The following is a 14,828-nucleotide window of genomic DNA, read 5'->3' on the forward strand; positions in this document are numbered from 1 at the left end:
TTCGGGTATCGGTGACCCGCTTCCGTACGCACTACTGTTCCGGTCGGCCTAGGGTGGAAGGCAACCGCTGTGAGGCGGCCGTATGGACTGCGGGGTCATGCCACAATGCTGGGCAGGTGCGTCGCGGTTCGCACGGGCCGTCACGATAGAAGCAAGCGCCCCTAGCGGGCACCTGGGTCCATTCTCACCACGCGTTCGTTCGAGAGGTGTTCGTGTCGCCTGCAAGTTCGACTCGCTCGAAGCCGTCTGAGCTGAACGAGCCCGTCATTCAGCGGCTCATCGAGCGTGGGCGCTCGCAGGGTTTCCTCGAGTCTGAGGATGTCCGCAAGGCCTTCGAGGAGGCGGACATCCCGATGTCGCACGCCGCTGGGTTCCTGCGGAGCCTCAGCAAGGAGGGTGTGACCGTCGTGGTGACCGCTGCGGACTCGGCGGCGCCGAAGAGGTCTCGTGGACCGGCCAAGCGTCGCACAGCCGCCCCCGTCAAGAAGACAAAGACCGCCACCACCGCGGCGGCCAAGGAGCAGCCCGATACCGTCACGGCCGTGGTGAGCGGTGCCGGGGACGAGGCGGCGACGCCGGCCGAGAAGCCGGCCGCCAAGAAGCCGGCGGCGAAGAAGGCCGTTCCGGTGAAGAAGGCCGCGCCCGCCCCTGACGCTCCCGCCAAGGTCGCCACCCCTGCCGCCCTCGCCAAGAAGGCCAAGCCGGAGGTCGCCGTGCCCGCGTCGCCATCGCCCAAGATCGAAACCAAGCCCAAGGTCTCCTCCGACGACGATGAGGAAATCGACATCGAGGGCGACCTCGATCTCGAGGACTTCGACATCGACGCCGAGGTGGAGGCCGAAGCCGACGCCGAAGCCGACACCGAGATCGAGGCGGAGGCCGAAGCGGAGCCCGAGGCCGAGGCCGAAGAGGAGCCCAAGCCGGAACCCGGCGCGCAGAGCGACGACGAGGTCCTGATCCTCTCCGACGATGACGACGACGCCCCCGTGGCGCAGGTCGCCGCCGCCGGCGCCACCGCCGACCCGGTGAAGGACTATCTGAAGCAGATCGGCAAGGTCCCCCTGCTCAACGCCGAGCAGGAGGTCGAGCTCGCCAAGCGCATCGAGGCCGGCCTCTTCGCCGAGGAGCAGCTCGCCAACGACGGCGAGCGCCTGCCGGTGGACGTGCGCGCCGAGCTGGAGTGGATCGCCGAGGACGGCCGCCGCGCCAAGAACCACCTGCTGGAGGCCAACCTCCGCCTGGTCGTCTCCCTGGCCAAGCGCTACACCGGCCGCGGCATGCTCTTCCTGGACCTGATCCAGGAGGGCAACCTGGGCCTGATCCGCGCGGTCGAGAAGTTCGACTACACCAAGGGCTACAAGTTCTCGACCTACGCCACCTGGTGGATCCGCCAGGCGATCACCCGCGCCATGGCCGACCAGGCGCGCACGATCCGCATCCCGGTCCACATGGTCGAGGTCATCAACAAGCTGGCCCGCGTCCAGCGCCAGATGCTCCAGGACCTGGGCCGCGAGCCCACCCCCGAAGAGCTCGCCCGCGAGCTCGACATGACGCCCGAGAAGGTCGTCGAGGTCCAGAAGTACGGCCGCGAGCCGATCTCCCTGCACACCCCCCTCGGTGAGGAGGGCGACAGCGAGTTCGGCGACCTCATCGAGGACTCCGAGGCGATCGTCCCCGCGGACGCCGTCAGCTTCACCCTTCTGCAGGAGCAGCTCCACTCCGTGCTCGACACCCTGTCCGAGCGCGAGGCGGGCGTGGTGTCCATGCGGTTCGGCCTCACCGACGGCCAGCCGAAGACGCTGGACGAGATCGGCAAGGTCTACGGGGTGACGCGCGAGCGCATCCGCCAGATCGAGTCCAAGACCATGTCCAAGCTGCGCCACCCGTCGCGTTCGCAGGTCCTGCGCGACTACCTCGACTGACGAGGCTTGACGGGCCCCCGCTCCGGCGGGGGCCTTCGTCGTGCCCGGTCACCCCGGATGTGAGGGGGTGACCCGGCGTGTTCCCGGCTGAATGCGGTCACGAACGCATAAACACGGGTCACTCGCTGGTGATCACGTCCAGCGTCCACGGGCGGCCCGCGCGGGGTTCCGGCCCCAGCTCGGTGACATGCCCGAGATCGGCGAGAATCCCGGCCAGTTGGTGAGGGGTGCGGGGGGTCGCCCCGGACTCGAGCAGCGACCGGGCGATGGCCCCGCGTGTGGCCTTGGCCATGTGGCTGACCACCGAGCGGACGCCGTCGGCCTCGCGGAGCACCCGCACCGTCACCCCTCGGGGCCCCGGCGGCCACGCCTGCGCGTACGTCGAGGACCGCAGGTCGATCACCACGCCCTTGGCCTCCTTGGCCGCGGCCTCGGCCAGCGCCTCGGTCAGGACGGGCCGCCAGTAGGCCGCCAGGCCGCCGACAGGAGGCAGGCGCACGCCCATCGAGAGGCGGTAGGGGGGAACCCGGTCCGACAGCCTCAGCGCGCCCCACAGCCCCGAGAACACGATCACCGACCGGTTCGCCCTGCGGCGGCCCGCCGTGCTCAGCGACGCCAGGCCCAGGTTGTCGTACAGCACTCCGGTGTAGAGCCGGGACGCGGGGAGGGTGCGGGCCGTGCGCAGCCCGCGGTTCCTGACCAGCTCATCGGCCTGCCCCGGCGTCAGGCCGAGCACCGCCAGCGCCTCGTCCTCGGGGCCGCGCGCGAGGGCCTCCAGAGCGTCGAGCACCTTCTCGCGGGCGGAGCCGAGCGAGGTGAAGCTCAGGGCGTCGGGATCCAGCGGAGCGCCGCTGCCCTTGGCGGCCTTTCCCTCGGACGGCGGCAACAAGATGAGCATGAATCCGCAGTCTAGGGGAGGGGCGCCGTCCTGCCTCGGGGGTGGGGGCCGAGGTCAGGGGAGGGTTTAGGGTGCCGGGATGACCCTGGAGAATCTGGACTTCGATGAGCTCGTCCACCGGGCGTGGCCGGCGCCGTGCCAGGAGCGCTTCGGCGGGTGGGTGTTCCGGCACGCCTCGGGGGTGACGAAACGGGCCAACTCGGTGCTGCCGCTCGGTGAGCCCGAGCATGTCGGCGCGGCGATCGAGGCGGCCGAGCGGTTCTACGCCGCGCGGGGACTGCCGTGCGTCTTCTCCATGGGCCCTGGCGCCCCCGCGGGGCTGGACGATCACCTGGAGGCGCGCGGCTACCGCGTGGTGGACCGCACGGCGTACATGACCGCGTCCGTGGCATCGGTGGCCCGGGGGTTCTCGCCGGACGGCGAGGTGGAACTGGCGGGCGAGGCGTCGCGGGAGTGGCTCGCGGCCTGGTGGGCCGTGGACGGGCGCTTCGGTGATCAGGGCCTGGCCGCGGCGGCGGGCATCCTGGGCGGCGTCCCCGCCACGTACGCCGGGCTGCGGCGGGACGGCAGGGTGGTCGCGGTGGGCCGTTCCGTCCTGCAGGGCGACACGCTGGGCGTCTACTGCATGGCCACGCTGCCCGAGGCCCGGAGGCAGGGGCTCGGCGGCGCCGTCCTGCGTGCCCTGGCCGCGGACGGCCGCGCCCGCGGCGCCGTGCGCGCCTACCTGGTGGTGATCGCCTCGAACGCGGCCGCCGTCGCGCTGTACGAACGACACGGCTTCACCTGGGCAGGCGGCTACCACTACCGGGTGCGCTCACGGGAGGAGACCTGACGTGTCCGTCATGTCGCTCGGCATGAGCCGTTCCGGCTGATCTCCACTCCCCCCACCGGCGGCCGCGGTTTCGGCACGCCGGTGTCCGGGAGCGGGAGGAAGGGCGAGCCCTTCCATCTGACGACATACCGGCCGATCAAGCCCTCGGATGGCACGGCCGGAACCGCGCCGGGGCACTATCGGTCGGTCATGGATTGTCGGTTTATGAGATCGGGGCGGGGACCTGCGTCACCGCTCCGCGGTAGGGGTCGGGGTTTCGCTCAGGCGCGCCGACTCGTCCTGGATGTCGGCGCCCTTCTCGCGCAGGGCCGCGATGTGGCGGCGCCCGTGGTGTGCGCAGAACAGCAGCTCCCCGCCCATGGGGAGAGAAGCGCGGATGTACGCCTGAGCGCCGCACCGGTCGCAACGGTCGACGGCGGTAAGCGGCTTGGTGGGGGCGAGAGCTCCAGTCACGTATCGCCTTTCGGGTCACCCCACTGACGTGGGGATGTTGGCGTCAGTCACTTGGGACAACATCTAACCCGATGCGGACGTTCCCAATCGCCTTCCGGATACGCCGAGAGCAGAATGTGTCGTTAAGTGATGGCGATGGGGCTCCGGCTGCCACGGAACCCCCTGATGGTGGCACTCTAGGCACGGCGGAACATCAAAAAGACGGTAGGCTACGCACACATGTTCGATCGGTGGGAGTGGGAGTGACCGCAGTGAGCACGGAGACGGGCTACACCGCCCGTCACCTGTCGGTGCTGGAGGGCCTGGAGGCCGTCCGTAAGCGCCCCGGGATGTACATCGGGTCCACTGACAGCCGCGGCCTCATGCACTGCCTCTGGGAGATCGTGGACAACGCCGTCGACGAGGCCCTGGTCGGCTTCTGCGACCGCATCGAGGTCGAGCTGTACCCCGACGGCTCCATCGAGGTCCGCGACAACGGCCGCGGCATCCCCGTCGACATCGAGCCCAAGAGCGGCCTCGCGGGCGTCGAGCTCGTCTACACCAAGCTCCACGCCGGCGGCAAGTTCGGCGGCGGCGCGTACGGCGCCTCCGGCGGCCTGCACGGCGTCGGCGCCTCGGTGGTCAACGCCCTGTCCGCCCGGCTGGACGTCGCGGTCGACCTCGACGGCCGCGTGCACGAGATCAGCTTCCGCCGCGGCGTGCCCGGCGTGTTCGACGGCGACGGCCCCACCGCCAAGTTCAAGAAGAAGTCCGGCCTCCGCGACGGCGGGGCCACGCGCGCCAAGGCCACCGGCACCCGCGTCCGCTGGTGGCTCGACAAGCAGATCTTCCTGGCCGAGGCCGAGGTCTCGCTGGACGAGCTGCACGTCCGCGCCCGGCAGACCGCTTTCCTGGTGCCCGGCCTGACGATCGCGGTGCGTGACAGCCGCCTCGAGCAGGTCGTGGAGGACGAGTTCCGCTTCGAGGGCGGGATCTCCGAGTTCACCGAGTTCCTGGCCCGTGACGAACCCATCTGCGACGTCATGCGGCTGCAGGGCTTGGGCCACTTCCACGAGACCGTCCCCGTCCTCGACGAGCAGGGGCACATGACCTCCACCGAGGTCGAGCGCGAGCTCACCGTCGACGTCGCGGTGCGCTGGGGCAAGGGCTACGACACCACGGTCCGCTCGTTCGTGAACGTGATCGCGACCTCCAAGGGCGGCACCCACGTCAGCGGCTTCGAGCGCGCCCTGGTGCGCACGATCAACGAGCAGCTCCGTGAGACCCGCCTGCTCAAGAACGGTGACGATCCCGTCACCAAGGAGGACATCCTCGAGGGCCTCACCGCGGTGGTCACCGTGCGGGTGCCAGAGCCGCAGTTCGAGGGTCAGACCAAGGAGGTCCTCGGCACCTCCGCGGCCTCCCGCATCGTCTCGCACGTGGTGTCGCGCGAGCTCAAGGAGCTTTTCGCCAGCACCAGGCGAGCCCACAAGCTGCAGCTTCGCGCCGTCCTCGAAAAGATCGTCGCGGCGGCCAAGGCCCGCATCGCCGCCCGCGAGCATCGCGACAACCAGCGCCGCAAGAGCGTTCTGGAGAACTCGGCGCTGCCGGCCAAGCTGGTGGACTGCCGCAGCGACGCCGTCGACCGCAGCGAGCTGTTCATCGTCGAGGGCGACTCGGCCCTCGGCACGGCCCGCGCGGCGCGCGACTCGGAGTTCCAGGCCCTGCTGCCGATCCGCGGCAAGATCCTCAACGTGCAGAAGGCCTCCGTGGCCGACATGCTGAAGAACGCGGAGTGCGCCGCGATCATCCAGGTCATCGGCGCCGGCTCGGGCCGGGGCTTCGACCTGGAGGCCGCGCGCTACGGCAAGGTCATCCTGATGGCCGACGCCGACGTCGACGGCGCCCACATCCGCTGCCTGCTGCTCACCTTGTTCCACCGCTACATGCGGCCCATGATCGAGGCCGGGCGTGTCTTCGCCGCCGTCCCCCCGCTGCACCGCATCGAGATCACCAACCCGGGCCGCGGCAAGGACAAATACGTCTACACCTACTCCGACGCCGAGCTCCACCGCGTCCTGCGCGACCTGGAGCGCCGGGGCAAGCGCTGGAAGGATCCCATCCAGCGCTACAAGGGCCTCGGCGAGATGGACGCCGACCAGCTCGCCGAGACCACGATGGAGCCCCGCCACCGCACGTTGCGCCGCGTCCGCATCGAGGACGCCGAGGCGGCGGAGCAGATCTTCGCGCTGCTGATGGGCAGCGAGGTGGCGCCGCGGCGCGAGTTCATCGTCGGGAGCGCGGCCGAGGTCGACCGCGACGCCATCGACGCCTGAGCCCGCGCCGGCGGCGCGCCGTCACAGGTCGACGGGCATCAGCTTGCCGGTGTGGACGTCGTAGACGGCGCCCCCGACGGCCAGCCGTTCCGGCAGGTACGGATAGGTGCGGACCCGGATGAGATCGCGGCGGAGCGCCGAGTCCTGGTTGGGCACGGTGTGGAACTCCAGGCTCCGCGTGTCCATGCCGAACTCGCGGTTGATCAGCTCATGTACCTCCTCGTCGGTCGACTTGGCCATCCGGCAGTCGGTGTGCGGCATCACCAGGATGCGATCCACGCCGAGCAGGTAGACCGCGAGCACCAGCGTGCGCAGCACGTCGTCGGTGACCCGCGCGCCCGCGTTGCGCAGGATCTTGGCGTCCCCCGCACCCAGGCCGAGCAGCCCGAGTGGATCGATCCGTGAATCCATGCAGGTGACCACGGCCAGGCCCCGGGCGGCGCGGCCTGTCAGGCCTGAATATTCGAAGGTCTGTGAGTAGTCGTGATTGGCGGCCAGCACATCGTCGAACGCTCCCGTCATGTGACCAATATTCTCGTACGCCTCCTTCGTCGCCACCGGTGGGGGATGGTTGTCATGGTCTTTGTAAAGATCCCACGATCACGCGTCACCTTCGGTGATGATTGCCTTACCGAGAGTGCGCGATCGTGAAGGAGCTTCAGGGTGGGGAAGACCGATTCGCTCGCCGGCCATCTGCGCGCCCGGGCCAGGTGGCGGCTCGACCGCGTCCAGCGCGCCGACGACGGCTGGAACGCCCGCTGCGCCCTGGCCCTGCTCGACGCCGCCTCCTACGTGCACGAGCTGCCCGAGGACGATCCGCTGATCGTGGCGCTGGAGCAGGCCGGCTGCTTCGGCCCCTACGGGGTCGGCGACTTCCAGCCCGGTGAGGCCGTCGCCAAGCTGATCGATTTCTGGCACTCGGGGGAGCCGTGGGAACTGCTCACCGCCATCCCGCCGGTGGCGCGGGGCGAGGCGGTGCCCACCCGGCGGTGAGCCCCGCCCGCCCGCGCCCTCCTACGCCTCGGTTCCCGGCTTCCACTTGATGCCGCAGCCCAGGCTCGGCCGCTGCTCGCCCGGCACGGGACGGCCGGCGAGCACGGCGTCGATCGCCTCCCGGAGCGAGGCGCCCGTCACCGGCTCCTGGTTCGACGGCCGGGCGTCGTCGAACTGGCCCCGGTAGGCCAGCAGCCGGTCGGCATCGTAGAGGAAGAAGTCCGGCGTGCAGGCGGCCTTGTAGGCCCGCGCCACGTCCTGCGACTCGTCCACCAGGTACGGGAAGCCGAAGCCCGCCCGTTCGGCCTGCTCCTTGAGGTGCGCGATGTCGTCGTCCGGGTAGTTCACGACGTCGTTGCTCGAGATGCCGACCGTGGCGACCCGCCCGCGGTAGTCCGCCGCCAGCGCGCCGAGGCCCTTCTCGACGCGGCGCACGTACGGGCAGTGGTTGGACAGGAAGACCACCAGGGTCGCGGGCGTTGCCTTCAGGTCGGACAGGGACACCCGCCCTCCGGCGATCGACGGCAGATCGAACTCCGGCGCGGCGGTCCCCAGCGGGACCATGAATGAGGTGACAGCCATGGCGTCATTGTCCGCCACCGGCCGGCGCGCGGGCCGGAGGCGCCGCGTCTCCCCGTGATCGACCTGTGGACGACCGGGGTGATGGGCCGTGGTCGTCCACAGGTCTGCGCCGCGGTCGGAAAGCGTCGCCCGGACCTGGTACCAAGGAGGCATGGTGGACGAGAGCGGCCTGCGGGCCGAGGCGGAAGACAGGCTGCGGTCCCTCGCCGGGCCCGGGGCGCGGCTGCGCGACGACCAGTGGTCGGCGATCCGCGCGCTGGTGGTCGAGCGACGCCGCGCCCTCGTCGTCCAGCGCACCGGCTGGGGCAAGTCGGCGGTCTACTTCATCGCCACCGCCCTGCTGCGGGCGCGGGGCGCGGGTCCCACGGTCATCGTCTCGCCGTTGCTCGCGCTGATGCGCAACCAGATCGCCGCCGCCGCGCGCGCGGGCGTCCACGCCGCCACGATCAACTCCGCCAACACCGACGAGTGGGACCGCGTCCACGCCGAGGTCGAGCGCGGCGAGATCGACGTCCTCCTGGTCAGCCCCGAGCGGCTCAACAACCCCGACTTCCGCGCGCTGGTGCTGCCCAAACTGGCGGCGGGCGCCGGGCTCGTGGTGGTCGACGAGGCGCACTGCATCTCCGACTGGGGCCACGACTTCCGGCCCGATTACCGCCGCCTGCGCAGCCTCCTGGCGAGCCTGCCGCCCGGCGTGCCCGTCCTCGCCACCACGGCCACGGCCAACGCCCGCGTCACCCACGACGTCGCCGAGCAACTGGGCTCCGGGCCCTCCGGCGGCCCCGCCGCGGCGGACGGCGCGGCGGCCGTGGCACGGCCGGAGAGCCCCGGAGAGACGCTGGTGCTGCGCGGGCCTCTGGAGCGGGACAGCCTGCGGCTCGCCGTCGTCCGGCAGCCCACGGCCGAGCGGCGGCTGGCCTGGCTCGCCGAGGCCCTGCGCGACCTGCCCGGCTCCGGCATCATCTACACGCTCACCGTGGCCGCCACGCACGAGATCTCCGCCTACCTCCGTGACCAGGGGTATGAGGTCGCGGCCTACTCCGGCCAGACCGAGCAGGCCGAGCGCCTGGCCGCCGAGCAGGCTCTGCTCGACAACCGGGTGAAGGCGCTGATCGCGACCTCCGCCCTCGGCATGGGGTTCGACAAGCCCGACCTGGGGTTCGTGGTCCACGTCGGCGCCCCCGCGTCCCCGGTCGCCTACTACCAGCAGATCGGCCGCGCCGGGCGAGGCGTCGAGCGCGCCGAGGTGATCCTTCTCCCCGGCCCGGAGGACCGCGACATCTGGGCCTACTTCGCCTCGCTGGCCTTCCCACCCGAGACGACCGTGCGGGCCACGCTCGGCGCCCTGTCCGAGCAGGGCACGACGTCCACGGCCGCGCTGGAGACACGGGTCGATCTGAGCCGTGCCCGGCTGGAGACGATGCTCAAGGTCCTCGACGTGGACGGCGCGGTCGAGCGCGTCAAGGGGGGCTGGCGCTCCACCGGCATGCCCTGGGCCTACGACGGGCCCCGGTACGCCCGGGTCGCGGCCGAGCGTACCGCCGAGCAGCGCGCCATGCTCGACTACATCGCCACCGACCAGTGCCGCGAAGAGTTCCTCCGCCGCCATCTGGACGACGAGACCGCCCGGCCCTGCGGCCGTTGCGACAACTGCACCGGGACCCACCACCAGGAGTCGGTCGGCGAGGAGGCGGTCGGCCGGGCCCGCGATCGGCTGCGCCGGCCCGGCGTCGAGGTCGAGCCCCGCTCGCAGTGGCCCACCGGCCTGAAGGAACTCGGCCTGTCCGGCCGCATCCGGCCTGAGGTCTCCGCCGAGCCCGGCCGCGCGCTCGGGCGGCTCACCGACATCGGCTGGGGCAACGTGCTCAGACGGCTGCTCGCCGCCGACGCTCCCGACCGGCCCGTCCCCGACGAGGTGTTCGACGCCGTGGTCCAGGTGCTGGCCGCCTGGGAGTGGCGGCAGCGTCCCGTCTCGGTCGTCAGCGTCCCCTCCGCCACCCGCCCGAAGCTCGTCGCCGGCCTCGCCCAGCGGCTGGCCGCCGTCGGCAGGCTCACCTACCTCGGCTCCCTGGCCTACCGCAACGGCCCGCCGGGCCGTCAGCACAACAGCGCCCACCGCGTGCGCGCCCTCACCGCCACGCTGACCGCCGACGTCCCCGGCGGCCTGGAGGTCTCCGGCATGCCGGAGACCGGCGCCGTGTCGCTGTCCAGCGGCCCGGTGCTCCTGGTCGACGACCGCGTCGAAACCGGCTGGACGATGACCGTCGCCACGGCGATGCTCCGCCAGGCCGGCGCCCCGGCCGTCCTCCCCCTCACCTTGGCCACCACGACCTGACCCAGCCCCGGCGCGAGACCCGAAAGCCCGCCCGGCATGTCGGACGTGCGGGGCGGGCTGAAGGTACTGGAGCAAGAGCCGGTGAGGCCGTGGATCGTGCGGCTGGGGGCCCGAGGGCCGGAGGTCAGAGGCGGGGGCGGGCGCCCAGGTTGGAGATGGCCTTGGCGGCGAGGGCGTTGCCGGCGGCCAGGGCGTCGGCGGCCTGCTTGCCTTCCAGCCAGGGCTGGAGGAAGCCCGCGGCGAACGCGTCGCCCGCGCCCGTGCCGTCGACCACGCGCTCGACGTGCTCGGCCGGGGCGCGGACGGGCTCGGCGCGGTTGTTGGTGTACCAGAGGGAACCCTCGGCACCGAGCTTGATCACGACCTGCGGGAACCACGCGGTCAGCACCTTGGCCGCGGCGGCGGCGTCGTCCCGGCCGGTGAGCACCTTGGCCTGGGCCTCGTTGGCGAACAGCAGCTTGGCGCCGGCGTGCGTCCACTCGAGGAAGGGCTCGGCGCCCGTGCGCTCCAGCGGCGCGGCCGAGGCGCAGTCGACCGAGATCGACATGCCCGCCCGGCGGGCGTTGTCCAGCGCAGCCAGCCCGGCCTCGCGCGAGCCCTCGTTCAGCAGCGTGTAGCCGGAGAGGTGAAGGTGACCGCCCTGCGAGAACAGGTCGCGCGGAAGGTCCTCGGGCGAGAGGGCGGCGTTGGCGCCGGGGTCGGACAGCAGCGTGCGCTCGCCCTTGTGCGTGACCAGCACGACGCACGTGCCGGTCGGCCGCTCAGGATCCATGACGAGGCGGGCGTCGACGCCGTAGCCCATCAGCTCCATGTCGCGGTTGCGGCCCGTGATGTCGGCGCCCCTGCGGCCCACGAAGGCGACCTCGGCGCCCTCGACGGCGAGCCAGGACGCGATGTTGGCCCCAGAACCGCCACCGTGCATGGTGACCACGGCCGGAGTGTCGCTCGCCCGGGCGAGAGGGTAGCGGGCACGTGCGACCGCGTCGGTCATCAGATCGCCCACCACGACAACCCGCGTCATGATGTCACCACCTTGTTGGCACTACAGGAGGCTGCTGACAGAAAACCTAACAGCTTCAAGGCGGGGCGTGGGGCGTAGAGCGGACACCCGGGCACAGTCGATGCACAAGCGTTGCCCAACAAACCAGACATCATCTCCCTAACGCCCCCGACCCATCCAGCCCTTGCCACGCTTGAGCTCCCGCCCCCGCCGAATCCCCGCCACGTCCGCTGCGGATCCGGCCCGAGGACCTGGTGATCACACCCTCGCACCGCCACGCCAAGCCCCCGCAACCGCGTTCTCCGCCCCCGACACCGTAGCCGCCGGCACCCACCTCCCGCGCCCGAACCACGCAAGGCCACATGTCTCCCGCCGAGGCTTTGGTACCACGCGGCTTCAGCCAAGGCCTCGGTGTGGCGGACATGGCTCGAGCGCGTCTCAATTGCCGTGATCGTGCCCCAGAACCCATCTCCGTCCAGGGCAGTTCCACCACCCGCCGTTGAGTGTGCTGTGGTGGGATTCGGGGTCCCCGCGACCGCACCCTCCCGTCCTCGCGCCAAGGCCTCCGGAACCGCGTTCTCCCAACCCGCCGTCGGTGCCCGCCGCCCATGCTGGAGCCACATGGGCCAACGTGTCTCTGTTGAGTCGTGGCAGTTGGGCATTTGGGGGGTTTGTGGCGGGGGTGGGTGGTTGTGGGGCGCTTAGGCTCGGGGGGTGGTAGTTCGTTATCCGGCGCACTGGGAGGCCGACGTCGTCCTGGCCGACGGCGGGACGGCGCATCTGCGGCCGATCCGGCCCGAGGACGCCGACATCCTCCGGGCGTTCTACTCCCGGCTGTCCGACCAGTCCATCTACTTCCGCTTCTTCGGCCCTCACCCGCGCCTGTCGGACCGTGAGGTCGCCTGGTTCACCACCGTGGACTACGTGGACCGGGTGGCGCTGATCGCCACGATCGGCACGGAGATGGTGGCCGTCGTCCGATTCGACCGCATGCCGGACCCGGGCAGCGCCGAGGTCGCGTTCCTCGTCGAGGACGCCCACCAGGGCAGGGGCGTGGCCTCGGTGCTCATGGAGCACCTGCGCGCGGCGGCCAGGGAGCGCGGCATCGAGCGGTTCGTCGCGGACGTCCTGCCGAACAACGCCCGCATGATGGCGTTCTTCCGCCAGGCCGGCTACACCGCCCAGAGCCATTTCGAGGACGGCGTCGTCCGCATGACCCTGGACCTGGCCGCCACGGAGACCTCCCGCGAGGTCACGATGGCGCGCGAGCACCGCGCCGAGGCCCGCTCGATCGAGCGGCTGCTCAGCCCGGCCTCGGTGGTGGTCGTGGGCGCGGGCCGCGAGGCGGGCGGCGTCGGCCAGACCGTGCTGCGCAACCTCCTCGCGGCCGACTTCAACGGCCCGGTGTACCCCGTCCACCGCGAGGTGCGCGCGGTGGCGGGCGTCCGCGCGTACAAGAACGTGTCGGCGATCGACGGGGACGTCGACCTGGCCGTGGTCGCCGTGCCCGCGGACGCCGTCCTGGACGTGGTCGAGGAGTGCGCGCGGAAAGGCGTGAAGGGCCTGGTCGTCGTCTCCTCCGGCTTCGGCGAGACCGGGCCGGAGGGGCGCGCCCGGCAGGACGAGCTGGTGCGGATCGCCCGGGCCTACGGCCTTCGCGTGGTGGGCCCGAACTGCCTGGGCATCGCCAACACCGACCCGAAGGTCCGCCTGAACGCCACCCTGGCCGCCCGGCTGCCCGGGAGGGGCCGCGTGGGGTTCTTCAGCCAGTCCGGTGCCCTCGGCACCGCGCTGCTGCAGCGCGTCGCCCAGCGTGGCATGGGCATCTCGACGTTCGTCTCGGCGGGGAACCGCGCGGACGTGTCCGGCAACGACCTGCTGCAGTACTGGCAGGAGGACCCGGCCACCGACGTCGTCCTCCTCTACCTGGAGTCGCTCGGCAACCCGCGCAAGTTCGCCCGCCTGGCCCGGCGCACCGCGCGCAGGAAGCCGGTGGTGGTCGTCAAGAGCGGCGGGATCACCCGGGGCGTCCCGGTGGGCCACGCCGCGCCGGTGCTCGGGCTGCCGGACCCGGCGGTCAGCGCGCTGTTCGAGCAGGCGGGCGTGATCCGCGTGGACGACCTGGCCCAGCTGTTCGACGTGGCGCAGCTTCTGGCGTACCAGCCGCTGCCCAAGGGGCCGCGGGTCGGCGTGGTGAGCAACTCCGACGCGCTGGCGCTGCTGGCCGTGGACGCCTGCGTGGCGGCCGGGCTGGAGCCGTGCCCGCCCGCCAACCTCGGGGCGCGGGCGGGCGCGGCGGAGTACCGCGAGGCGCTCGCCGCCATGGACGGCCGGGTGGACGCGGTCGTGGCGATCTACATGCCGCCGATCCCGGGCAACGCGGCCGAGGTCGCCGCCGAGCTGGTCCGGGCGGCGGAGGAGTCGGGCAGGCCGGTGCTCGCCACCTTCGAGGGCCGCATGGGCATGCCGCCCGAGCTGCGCGTCCCGGGCGAGGGCGGCGACCCGGGCAAGGGGTCCATCCCCTCCTATCCCGCCGCGGAGGAGGCCGTACGGGCCCTGGCGCACGTGGTGCGGTACGCCGCTTGGAGGAAGCGCCCGCACGGCACCCCGCCGCGTCTGGACGGCGTGGACACCGACGGCGCGCGGGAGGCCGTGGAGGAGACCCTGGCAGGGACGGGTCCGGGAGAGGTCGACGCGGCCGGCCTGCTCGCCCGGTACGGCGTGCGGGTCTGGCCGGCCGAGCCGGTGCGCTCGCCCGAGGAGGCGGTGGCGGCGGCCGAGCGGCTCGGCTGGCCGGTGGTCGTGCGCTCCGCCGACCCGGACGTGGCGCACCGGGCGGGCACGGTGCGGCTCGGCCTGACCGACCCGGACGGCGTGCGGCACGCCTACGAGGACCTGACGGCGCGGCTCGGGCGGCGGGTGACGCTGTCGGTCCAGCGGATGGCCCCGCAACCGGCCGTGCCCACCGTGGTCCGGGTGGTGGACGACCCCCACGTCGGGGCGGTGGTGTCGTTCGGGCTCGGCGAGATCACGGCCAGGCTCCTCGGTGACGAGGCGTTCCGCATGGCGCCCCTCACGGCGGAGGACGCGGCCGCGCTGGTGCGGTCGGTGCGCACGGCGCCGCTGCTGTTCGGCGGGTACGGTTACCCGCCCGTCGCGGTCGGGGCGCTGGAGGACCTGCTGGCGCGGGTCGGCAGGCTGGCCGACGAACTGCCTCAGGTGGCACGGCTGGACCTGGACCCGGTCCTGGTGGGGGAGGACGGCGTCAGCGTGCTCGGCGCTCGCGCGATCCTGCGCGACCCGGTCGGGCCGCGTCCGGACCGGGGGCCGCGCCGGCTCCGGTGAGCGGTCGGCACGTGCCGATGGCCGAATGTGGTCAAACCCACCTATTGATATCCAGGAGGTACGCGGGGCGAGGTGGCATTTCGGGCCGCAGATTGTTCGCGAGTTGCCCTTAGCGCGGACGCCGGCGAGGTGAAAGACCCCACCGGGACAGGG

11 protein-coding genes are annotated in these 14,828 nt (G+C 72.0%); 6 read left to right on the forward strand and 5 right to left on the reverse strand.

Annotated elements, in window-relative coordinates:
- The first annotated feature begins 212 nt into the window (after window positions 1–212).
- On the forward strand, window positions 213–1,922 hold the full coding sequence (locus tag BJ981_RS28850; RefSeq protein WP_184616583.1) for an RNA polymerase sigma factor: 1,710 nt from the start codon (window positions 213–215) through the stop codon (window positions 1,920–1,922).
- Window positions 1,923–2,040: 118 nt separating this feature from the next.
- Here the strand turns inward: BJ981_RS28850 and yaaA are convergent, their stop codons facing one another.
- A complete protein-coding gene (yaaA, locus tag BJ981_RS28855) occupies window positions 2,041–2,820 on the reverse strand; it encodes a peroxide stress protein YaaA (RefSeq protein ID WP_184616584.1) in 780 nt (259 codons plus the stop codon).
- 79 nt (window positions 2,821–2,899) lie between these two features.
- Here yaaA and BJ981_RS28860 point away from each other — a divergent pair, with 79 nt between their 5' ends.
- Window positions 2,900–3,652, forward strand: a complete 753-nt coding sequence (locus BJ981_RS28860; protein WP_184616585.1) for a GNAT family N-acetyltransferase — start codon at window positions 2,900–2,902, stop codon at window positions 3,650–3,652.
- 228 nt (window positions 3,653–3,880) lie between these two features.
- On the opposite strand, the gene BJ981_RS28865 is transcribed toward BJ981_RS28860, so the two are convergent.
- Window positions 3,881–4,105, reverse strand: a complete 225-nt coding sequence (locus tag BJ981_RS28865; protein ID WP_184616586.1) for a DUF7455 domain-containing protein — start codon at window positions 4,103–4,105, stop codon at window positions 3,881–3,883.
- Between the two features lie 242 nt (window positions 4,106–4,347).
- Here BJ981_RS28865 and BJ981_RS28870 point away from each other — a divergent pair, with 242 nt between their 5' ends.
- Window positions 4,348–6,420 carry a DNA gyrase/topoisomerase IV subunit B gene (locus BJ981_RS28870; RefSeq protein ID WP_184616587.1) on the forward strand — a complete coding sequence of 691 codons (2,073 nt, stop codon included), beginning with the start codon at window positions 4,348–4,350 and terminating at the stop codon, window positions 6,418–6,420.
- 21 nt (window positions 6,421–6,441) lie between these two features.
- Here BJ981_RS28870 and BJ981_RS28875 read toward each other — a convergent pair whose 3' ends face one another.
- Window positions 6,442–6,942: a beta-class carbonic anhydrase gene (locus BJ981_RS28875; protein ID WP_184616588.1), complete on the reverse strand. Its 501-nt coding sequence runs from the start codon at window positions 6,940–6,942 to the stop codon at window positions 6,442–6,444.
- Window positions 6,943–7,083: 141 nt separating this feature from the next.
- Here BJ981_RS28875 and BJ981_RS28880 point away from each other — a divergent pair, with 141 nt between their 5' ends.
- Window positions 7,084–7,413: a hypothetical protein gene (locus BJ981_RS28880; protein ID WP_184616589.1), complete on the forward strand. Its 330-nt coding sequence runs from the start codon at window positions 7,084–7,086 to the stop codon at window positions 7,411–7,413.
- A 21-nt stretch (window positions 7,414–7,434) separates the two neighbouring features.
- On the opposite strand, the gene BJ981_RS28885 is transcribed toward BJ981_RS28880, so the two are convergent.
- Window positions 7,435–7,995, reverse strand: a complete 561-nt coding sequence (locus BJ981_RS28885; protein ID WP_184616590.1) for a thioredoxin family protein — start codon at window positions 7,993–7,995, stop codon at window positions 7,435–7,437.
- A gap of 151 nt (window positions 7,996–8,146) precedes the next feature.
- On the opposite strand from BJ981_RS28885, the gene BJ981_RS28890 reads away from it, so the two are divergent.
- Window positions 8,147–10,330: a RecQ family ATP-dependent DNA helicase gene (locus BJ981_RS28890; RefSeq protein WP_184616591.1), complete on the forward strand. Its 2,184-nt coding sequence runs from the start codon at window positions 8,147–8,149 to the stop codon at window positions 10,328–10,330.
- Between the two features lie 124 nt (window positions 10,331–10,454).
- Here the strand turns inward: BJ981_RS28890 and BJ981_RS28895 are convergent, their stop codons facing one another.
- Window positions 10,455–11,351 (reverse strand): carbohydrate kinase family protein, encoded by an 897-nt coding sequence (locus BJ981_RS28895; RefSeq protein ID WP_184616592.1) that lies wholly within the window; start codon window positions 11,349–11,351, stop codon window positions 10,455–10,457.
- Window positions 11,352–12,044: 693 nt separating this feature from the next.
- Between BJ981_RS28895 and BJ981_RS28900 the strand changes: the two genes are divergently transcribed.
- Window positions 12,045–14,675, forward strand: coding sequence for a bifunctional acetate--CoA ligase family protein/GNAT family N-acetyltransferase (locus BJ981_RS28900; protein WP_184616593.1), 2,631 nt, complete (start codon window positions 12,045–12,047; stop codon window positions 14,673–14,675).
- Window positions 14,676–14,828: the final 153 nt, after the last annotated feature.

This window comes from Sphaerisporangium krabiense (assembly GCF_014200435.1).
GTDB lineage: Bacteria > Actinomycetota > Actinomycetes > Streptosporangiales > Streptosporangiaceae > Sphaerisporangium > Sphaerisporangium krabiense.